This window comes from Moorena sp. SIO4E2 (genome assembly GCF_010671945.1).
Classification (GTDB): domain Bacteria; phylum Cyanobacteriota; class Cyanobacteriia; order Cyanobacteriales; family Coleofasciculaceae; genus Moorena; species Moorena producens.
Window position 1 is genome coordinate 1 of the sequence record NZ_JAAHIE010000412.1, and the last position, 6,660, is coordinate 6,660.

6 protein-coding genes are annotated in these 6,660 nt (G+C 44.2%); 3 read left to right on the forward strand and 3 right to left on the reverse strand.

Annotation, left to right across the window (positions count from 1 at the left end; genetic code table 11):
- On the reverse strand, positions 1-1,653 hold a 1,653-nt coding region (locus tag F6K37_RS29025), incomplete at its 3' end, for a DICT sensory domain-containing protein (RefSeq protein ID WP_287253922.1).
- A 105-nt stretch (positions 1,654-1,758) separates the two neighbouring features.
- Positions 1,759-2,430: a pentapeptide repeat-containing protein gene (locus F6K37_RS29030; protein WP_287253924.1), complete on the reverse strand. Its 672-nt coding sequence runs from the start codon at positions 2,428-2,430 to the stop codon at positions 1,759-1,761.
- Between the two features lie 698 nt (positions 2,431-3,128).
- Between F6K37_RS29030 and F6K37_RS29035 the strand changes: the two genes are divergently transcribed.
- Together F6K37_RS29035 and F6K37_RS29040 are read left to right on the forward strand one after the other, a co-directional pair.
- Positions 3,129-4,340, forward strand: coding sequence for an RNA-guided endonuclease InsQ/TnpB family protein (locus tag F6K37_RS29035; protein ID WP_287253926.1), 1,212 nt, complete (start codon positions 3,129-3,131; stop codon positions 4,338-4,340).
- A 60-nt stretch (positions 4,341-4,400) separates the two neighbouring features.
- On the forward strand, positions 4,401-5,426 hold the full coding sequence (locus F6K37_RS29040; RefSeq protein WP_287253928.1) for an Hpt domain-containing protein: 1,026 nt from the start codon (positions 4,401-4,403) through the stop codon (positions 5,424-5,426).
- Between the two features lie 21 nt (positions 5,427-5,447).
- Here F6K37_RS29040 and F6K37_RS29045 read toward each other — a convergent pair whose 3' ends face one another.
- A complete protein-coding gene (locus F6K37_RS29045; protein WP_287253930.1) occupies positions 5,448-5,969 on the reverse strand; it encodes a hypothetical protein in 522 nt (173 codons plus the stop codon).
- 221 nt (positions 5,970-6,190) lie between these two features.
- On the opposite strand from F6K37_RS29045, the gene F6K37_RS29050 reads away from it, so the two are divergent.
- A partial coding sequence (locus F6K37_RS29050; protein WP_502887785.1) for a Rab family GTPase occupies positions 6,191-6,660 on the forward strand: 470 nt, incomplete at its 3' end.

Here is a 6,660-nt window from a genome sequence, read left to right on the forward strand (position 1 = left end):
CCCTGGCTCAGTAAACTTACAGGCATTGTCTAGAAGTTTGGTTAAGACTTCTACCAATCCTTCACCATCTGCTTGGACTGTTGGTAACACGAAGGGTAGTTCAACATTGATTTCTGGTAGAGTCTCTGGTGACCAAATCGATCTCAGAGCAGAAAGAGCCAAGTCTAGGACTTCGATAATCTCGATAGATTCCGGGTAACGAGAGATTTGACCACTTTCTAACTTAGAGAGAGTCAGGAAATCTTGAATCAGTTTACGCATACGCTCGGCATCGGTTAACGCCGTATCAAGCATAGTTTCCCGAAACTCCGTTGGCATTTCTGGTTCACTCTCTAAACTTTCTAGGCACACTCGGATAGTTGATAAGGGAGTTCGTAATTCATGACCAACGATAGCAATCAGATTATTACGGGTTCGTTCTAGGGCTTCTAGTTGGTCATGGAGTTCAGTTAAGTCAATATAAGCTTGGGCTTGATTCAAGGCTACCCCAGCTTGAGTTGCGATCGCTTCTACTAAATCAATATCGTCTTCGAGCCATCTATAGGGATCCAAACCCCCATGGTGGAGTTCCAGCATCCCCAGCAGTGTTCCTTGATAGTGTATTGGTACCAGTAACCAAGATCGAATCTGCCAATACTGAATAGTTGTCCTCAGAGCTGGGTTATTGTGTAAGTTGGGAGCTCCAGTAACATCAGCAATGGCAATGGCTCGTTCCTGAGCTAGAGCGACTTGAATTAGAGGATTATCTGCTAACGACCACATCTGTCCAGTGAGGGACGGTAAACCAGAAGCAACCGATTCATACTCAATTTTTGCTTGCTGGTCACTAGGACTACAGCGGTAAAGCAGGCAACGGCAAGAATTAAAGGTTTTTCCTAACTCTTTTACTGTCCCTGCTAAAACATCTTGGGGATTGAGGGAGCGACGGATGGTGGCGGTGATAGCATTAATCAGACGCTCCTTGCGTTCTTTGGTGGTCAGGACTCGATAAGCTTTCAGGAGCTTATATTGACTCGCTTGCAGATAAGTTACCAGCCGCTGGGCAAAAATAGTAATATCAATCCCTGCACTCGTCAGCAACAATGTTTGCTTTGGGAGCTCTGTGGTCAAACCATAGTGCTGCCATACCTGCTCCACTTTTGGGGCTAGTTCTGGTCGATAACTAGCAATCCGTCCCAGTAACAATCGAGCAGCATGAATGGTAACCCGGCGGTCAAACGACCAAAAGCCTTCAAACCTGCGAGCCTGCTCCATAGAAGTTGCTGGTGTTAGTTGTTCCCGACAAATTAGGCAAGCTGTATAATTCTGCGCCAAAATCACCAGGTGCCACTCTTGGGCAAGACCATCATTTGAGCCTAAGGGGATAGTTTCTAAGGATTGTTCAACCACAGCAAAACCAGACTCGGATTCTGGTGCCGCCAGCACATAAACTTGGTTTGTACGTTGGGCAATTCGCTGATAGCGGTGGACTTCCTGACGATAAAACTTCTCATGCTGGAAATTGGCAATCACCAAGGGAGAGTCATCCATCGCTAGTATGATGTCTTCCATGGCATGAGAAAGAGCTGTCAAGGAAGATTTGAAGTACATTTGGCAGCGCAGATGTGGTAACTCTTGCCGTAAATCCCCCAGTAACGAATTTGGATTATTCACCTATAAATCCCTCCCTAAATAGTCCCACTCCACCCATGAGGGGGATAGTTTTACCTCAACAAACCATTTTGATCAAACCAACCCTTTTGATCAAGGGATTATTTATTAGTTGTTAGCTGTTAGCTTTTGGAATTTTGAATATTCACTAGTGAGTTGATCTGGTACCGTTGCCCCAGAAAGCTCAGCCTGACCCAAATCTACATTTGACAGAGTAACCCGTCTCAAATCTACCTGACTCAAAATTGCTCCACTCAAGTTTGCTTGAGAAAGGTCAGAATCACACAGATTTGCTCTAGTCAAGTCTGCCTGGTGCAGACAAGCACCAGTCAAGTTAGCCCCTCTTAAGTCAGCGTAGCGCAGGTCTGCCCTGGTTAAATTGGCTCCTCGCAAATCGGTATTCTGAAGAACGGTTAATCTTAAATCGGCTCGGGTTAGAATAGCTTGGCGCAGGTTTACTCTAGTAAGATTCGCCCGAATCATAAATGCCTGACTCAAGTTAGCCTGCACCATAGAGGTTTTTTTCAAATTGGTTCGCCACAGTTTCGCTCCTGTCAGATTTGCATGATTAAGGTTGACTTCCTGTAAAACCGCGAGACTCAGGTTGGCATCAGCTAGGTTAACTCGTCTGAAAATTACTCCAGTCAGATTGACTTCACTCAGGTTGATTTGCTGGAAATCTACTCCACGGAAATCCCTCTCACCTGCTGAATAACGCTCTAGAAGCTCATTAGTATCCATTTGGGGTATCCATAGCTGGCAGCTGCGCCAACATGACATAGTGTTACTTTAAATGTAACATAATGTTAAGAATACTTTTTGTATGTAAAGGATTATGTTATATTTGAAAATTTGATCCAGGGATAAGCTATTCTTATCGGTGCCTGCAATCGATTGGTGATATAATGTAAAGCTTACCCGAACAGGTAAGTGTCGGCTTCAAGCTAACCCTAGCTATTCCTTGTGCTTTTAAGCTGGCGTAAAGTCTTTGCTGACTTGGTGTGGGATGCCACAATAGAGATCCAACTGAAGATCTAAGAGCAGTTTTCACAATTGATAGCCCAATAGCTGATTTGGGGGTAAGCTCAGAATAAGCTGTTGCTGTAACCAACGCTATGGTCTACTAATTTTAAAACTGCGTTGACCAGATCGAATGTTGCTCTGATGATTATTAGAAACTCTCACACTCAAAACTCCGTCTCTTTATAGCCGGTCAGAAGTTACCGCAAGAATAAGGAAGCCTTTATGGTTGGTCGGCTACTCGTCCCAGGGTGAAAACTTTGAGGCGCGACAATAAGCGCGAATTTAATTACGGGTCAAGCGCGCCTCCATGATTAAGGCTTCCTTATTAATCAGGTTTTGTCTCCGGGATGAAAGTGCCTAGCGAGTTTAATCGCCTTCAGAAAAAAAACATCAATACTTGTCTATTTGCGCTAAGCGTGTTAGCATAATAATGTAGCAGAAGAGGTCGAATTCTGATGATTATTTTTGAGTTTAAGGCATACGGTAAAAAGTCACAGTACCAAGCTGTAGATGAAGCTATGCGAACTATGAAGTTCGTAAGAAATAGCTGTCTACGTTTGTGGATGGACAATAAAGGGCTTAACAAATACGACCTTAACAAATATTGTAAGGTTCTTGCCAAGAATTTTTCGTTTGCTAATGAATTAAACTCAACTGCTCGACAGGCTGCGGCTGAGAGGGCATGGTCATCAATTTCTCGCTTCTTTGATGACTGCAAGAAAAAGGTATCAGGAAAGAAGGGTTTTCCCCGTTTTCAAAAGCACTGTAGGTCCGTTGAATATAAGCAGTCAGGATGGAAGCTTTCCCCTGACAATAAATCAATCACCTTCAGTGATAAAAAGGGAATTGGAAAACTGAAACTCAAAGGTACATGGGACTTGTGGCGGTTTGACAAGAATCAAATTAAACGGGTTCGCATTGTCAAAAAGGCTGATGGCTATTACGTTCAGTTTTGCCTCTCTATTGATGTAAAAGAACAATTAGACCCAGTTGATGCCACTGTGGGCTTGGATGTAGGACTAAAGGATTTCTATACCGACTCTAGAGGAAACACTGAACCATCACCTCGCTTCTATAGGGCAGGGGAAAAGCGTCTAAAATTTTATCAACGCCGAGTATCTCGGAAAAATAAAGGCTCATCTAACCGTAATAAAGCCATTAATAGACTAGGCAGACAACATCTTAAAATAAGTAGGCAGCGTGAAGAACATGCCAAGAGACTGGCGCGTTGCGTAATCCGGTCTAACGACCTGGTCGCCTATGAAGATTTAAGAGTAAAGAACCTGGTTAAAAATCATTGTCTTGCTAAGTCTATCAATGACGCTGGTTGGTATCAATTTAGAAAATGGTTAGAGCATTTTGGGACTAAGTTTGGCAGGGTTACTGTTGCCGTGAATCCGGCCTATACAAGTCAGAATTGCTCAGAATGCGGTGAAGTAGTCAAGAAGTCACTATCAACCAGGACTCATATCTGCAAGTGTGGGTGCCAATTAGATCGTGACCACAACGCCGCTATCAACATTTTAAAAAAAGCCTTGGGTACGGTGGGGCACACCGGAACCTGGATCATAGATCCGAACGCTTCAGGAGATTTGACCGCTACTGTTCTTGGCTCCGGCCAGGTTCAGCAAGTCGAGTCTGTGAGCGAAGAATCCCCGCTTCAATAGGCGCGGGGAGTGTCAACATCAATCTGTTGTGATTAGCCGTTCTGATAAGGAAAAATTGCCGTGGAAGCTGGGAATCAGCAAAGGATTTTAGGCTATTTCATTGAAGAAGCGAAAGAACATCTGGAAACCATTGAACAGGGACTGTTAAATCTGGGATCAGTGGTCAATGAACCAGAGACGGTTAATGAATTGTTTCGCGCTGCTCATTCTGTCAAAGGCGGGGCGGCGATGTTGGGGTTTACAAGTATTCAAAAGACTGCCCATCGTTTAGAAGATTCTTTCAAAATACTTCAAGAGAATAAGATTCAGGTTGATCAACAGCTGGAGACTCTGTTTTTAAAGAGTTATGATACCCTCAAAGCTTTGATTGATCTTTTGCAAGGACCATTTGGGTTTGAGCAAAGTGAAGCAGAAAAAACTCTAAAAGCAGCTCAGCCAGGCTTTGAACAATTGCAGAGTTATCTCAAAACCTTGGTCAGTGGTGAGAGTCAATTACCAGCCGCAATGGCTTCTAGCTCTGCTGCTGAAAAAGCGATTCGTTCTGATCAAGTTTCTACTAGCAAAGGGTCTTCTTCAGCAAAAGGTAAATTTCCCCCAGACTTTGGGCCGAAGGTGATTAGCCTGCTTAAAGATATGCTAGAGCTGTTTAAACAATCTTCCACACCAACCAATCGCCAACAACTTCAAAAGCTTTGTAAGCGTCTGGCTCAACTGGGGGCTGGGATTGGTAGTTGGCATAAATTACTGGGAGTTTGCCATAAAGCGATCGCAAATCCTAAAAACTCCTATATCCAGTTAGCACCATTAGTGATCAAAGAACTCAAGGAAGCTAGTGACCAGTTGCAAGCAGCACAGGGTAATCTAGACGAGTTGCGAAAGGCAGCGGCTGCGATCGCTCCGAGTTCAGCACTGCAAAAACTAGCAGCTGTAGGATCTACTCGGCCAAACCGAACCACTAAGGGTAAGGAAATCACTATTGTGCTAGAACCAAAAGCCGCCGCCAAGGTAATCATCCAAGCCTTTGATAAACCCCAGCTGTCAAAACTGGTTAAGTTACTGATTCCAGCAACTCGTGCTTCTTCCTAGGCCAACAAGCTGGGTTTTTGATTAACGTCCTAAGTGCCGTGATGCCAGCTGCATGGCATCATAAATATCCACATCCCCATCCCCATCAGCATCTAGAAAGCCACTGAGTACAGAATTAGAACCAAGGGGATTCTTAATATTGGTGCCAGTCTTGAGGAAATTCAATACCACGGGGACTAGGGTTGGTAGCATAGCTTGGATGATACCAGCATTAATGCCTGTCTTGCTCGTAATTTCTCCAACAAGCTCCTGGATCTGAGGCGCACTAAAGAGCATATTGACCACTTGAGAACTAGCACCAATGCCACCAAATTGATTAACTAGTGCTTGGACCTGCTCATCTCCTTCACTTGTGCGCTTTTGTTGGAGCGCTGAACGCACATACTTACCTACAATTGAGGTGGCAGATTGCACGGCTGAGGGATTGGTGTGATGGTTACCACTCAACTGCTGTACCGTGTCCAGAATACCCCCTAGCTGACTAGAGCTAGCTTCTTGTGTAGGACTATTAATGGCACTGAGAATACTATTGAATAAGCTCATTGTTTTTTAAAAGATTTAAACAGTCAGTTTGAAACAGTTCTTTCCCAAATCAATTATAAATTGCTGATAGCTTAGTATAGCTAAAGGCAAGAGGCAAGAGGCAAGAGGCAAGAGGGTAAAGATATCCGGAGTTTTATTGCACAGCGTCTCGGGTTCCTGGAGATCGGGGAATTATTCCCTGATCTAGCTAACATTAATAATTAAAACCTATCCTATCTTCCATGCCCCTGCCACGTCTACTAACCCTAATTATTGGTCTCATTATTATTCTGGGGCTAATGCTTTGGTTGATTAATGGTCTGTACCAACTGTATATCCAAATTTCCTTTACTGCTCCGGTACTGGCTAATTTAGTGCTGCTGTTGCTGATTACCTTGCTAGGGCTACTAATATGGGCCTTAATCTACACCATGGGGTTATTTGGTAAATCCCGGAAACGGCCAGGTAAAGGTCGTCTGGAACCTAAAGCCCCGGAGGTGAAAACCGAAGCAGCAGAAGAAACCCTTAAAGCAGTAAGGCAACAGGTCAAACAGATTCAGGATGAAGTGTCACGGCAAGCGATGTTGCGCCGCTCTGAAGAAATTGAAGCTATCCTCTCCCGTGGGGAACTGTTAGTGGTAGTGTTTGGTACTGGTTCAGCGGGCAAAACCTCTCTAGTGAATGCTTTGATTGGTCGGATGGTGGGTCAAGT

Excerpts from the sequence above, each read along its gene's own strand:
- F6K37_RS29030 (WP_287253924.1), bottom strand. The coding sequence starts at position 2,430 with ATGTCATGTTGGCGCAGCTGCCAGCTATGGATACCCCAAATGGATACT.
- F6K37_RS29035 (WP_287253926.1), top strand. The coding sequence starts at position 3,129 with ATGATTATTTTTGAGTTTAAGGCATACGGTAAAAAGTCACAGTACCAA.
- F6K37_RS29045 (WP_287253930.1), bottom strand. The coding sequence starts at position 5,969 with ATGAGCTTATTCAATAGTATTCTCAGTGCCATTAATAGTCCTACACAA.